This is a genomic window from Thiolapillus sp., from assembly GCF_048562965.1.
GTDB lineage: Bacteria > Pseudomonadota > Gammaproteobacteria > Chromatiales > Chromatiaceae > Thiolapillus > Thiolapillus brandeum_A.
In genome coordinates this window covers 1-1,401 of record NZ_JBHNMF010000769.1, presented here as the reverse complement: position 1 = coordinate 1,401, position 1,401 = coordinate 1, and the positions used below count along the sequence as shown (strand labels likewise).

Genomic DNA, 1,401 nt, shown 5'->3' with positions numbered 1-1,401 from the left:
TCGGCTGAAAGAACCGGGACAAAAAGCTGGTGATAATGCCATCCACGAGGAAACGGGAGACATGCCGCGAGTGTCCATCCTCGTAGCCGTAAGCCTGCACGGGTATATGGCATCCCAGCCATTTGACAATCTCAAAGGACGGCCAGTAGTAGACATCCGGATGCCCGGCCTGCATCACCTGATCCAGCGCAACGCGCAACACCGATTTCGAAACACAGTCCGCAGTCATGCAGGAAATGGGGCGGAAAGTCGCTTTCAACGGTACGGGCGAAAGCGTGAGCACGATGGGGGCATGCGGGTTCACTCTGCGGATGTACTCGATGACTTTATCGATATTCCGCTGATTCTCGTCTACGGTGGACAAGCGGAAAACATGCTTATCTTCATCAAAAATCCGATCAGGAACCCCACGCCAGAAAACCGTCCCGGCTTCCTGATCCTCCCAGACCTCCGCGAGCCCTATGGTAAACACAATCGCGCCTGCTTTCTTGAAGTGATCGGCGTAGTACTCCTGCTCCTCCTCCGGCATCCATTCGTTGATCTCCCCCGATGAATCCCGATCATAGCGATAGGCCTGTTCAGTCTGCGCGCCCGATATACACCAGGATACGAAATCCCGCAATGCAAAGGTGTTGTTCAGCCCCGAGGGGACCCAGAAGATGTCCGCCTGATACTTCCTTTGAATCAATGCCTTGCGAAGATCATCTGCAAAACACGATCCAATCGTAACAATCGTGTCTTGCTGCGTAAGCATGGGCGATGCAGGCAGATGGCCCGGAAGAACAAATTCATCAACAATCTTCTGAACATTCTTGAAATCGTCCCTTTTCAGGGGGAATACCTGGACATTCTCCGAATGCCATCGGTGCTCGCCCCAGGATCCCGGATCCTTCCGGTTCGTTTTGGCGCTTAGAGAGCTTCTCTGCTTTCGCATAGTTGACCCCAGTTTTGTATGGTTATAGATACGACTTTTGAGCAAATTTGGCAATGTAAAGAGGCTACACGCGCTGCCAGCCATGGAGAGCGAAGCGAAGGCTGGTAGACCCCAGTAGCCGCGAGGCCGCACTGTTTTCCCGGCGTGCCTTGCGCCAGAGGGAAAACAAAGTAGGCCTCCGAACGCGGCGTCCAGTCATATGGGAGCCAAGTACGGAGCAGCAACGAGCTTGCGAAGTTGTTGCGCAGTGCTGGGTGACCAGGACGGATGGGGCACAAATAGGTTGTCAAAGGCCGAGTCGATTTTGGGGACTGGGATGTCCCAAAATCTATCATGAGGCCGAAGACACGCTTGATGAAACAACCAGTGCAACCCATTGTTTTTACGTCAATTACTGATTAATCGGGATGACTGAAATTGGTGGGCAATCAAGTCACCCAAATGGGTGCAACAGATCAAGTCTTATG

2 protein-coding genes are annotated in these 1,401 nt (G+C 52.8%); both read right to left on the bottom strand.

Going from position 1 to position 1,401, the window contains the following annotated elements:
• Positions 1-1,018, bottom strand: a 1,018-nt coding sequence (locus ACOCD2_RS19945; protein WP_419588541.1) for a GSCFA domain-containing protein, incomplete at its 3' end; no start/stop codon positions are given.
• Positions 910-1,269 carry a hypothetical protein gene (locus tag ACOCD2_RS19940; protein ID WP_419588540.1) on the bottom strand — a complete coding sequence of 120 codons (360 nt, stop codon included), beginning with the start codon at positions 1,267-1,269 and terminating at the stop codon, positions 910-912. The genes ACOCD2_RS19940 and ACOCD2_RS19945, both read right to left, overlap by 109 nt.
• Positions 1,270-1,401: the final 132 nt, after the last annotated feature.

What these genes read in the sequence shown, in the direction of transcription:
- ACOCD2_RS19940 (WP_419588540.1), bottom strand. Translation starts at nt 1,269, where the DNA reads ATGATAGATTTTGGGACATCCCAGTCCCCAAAATCGACTCGGCCTTTG.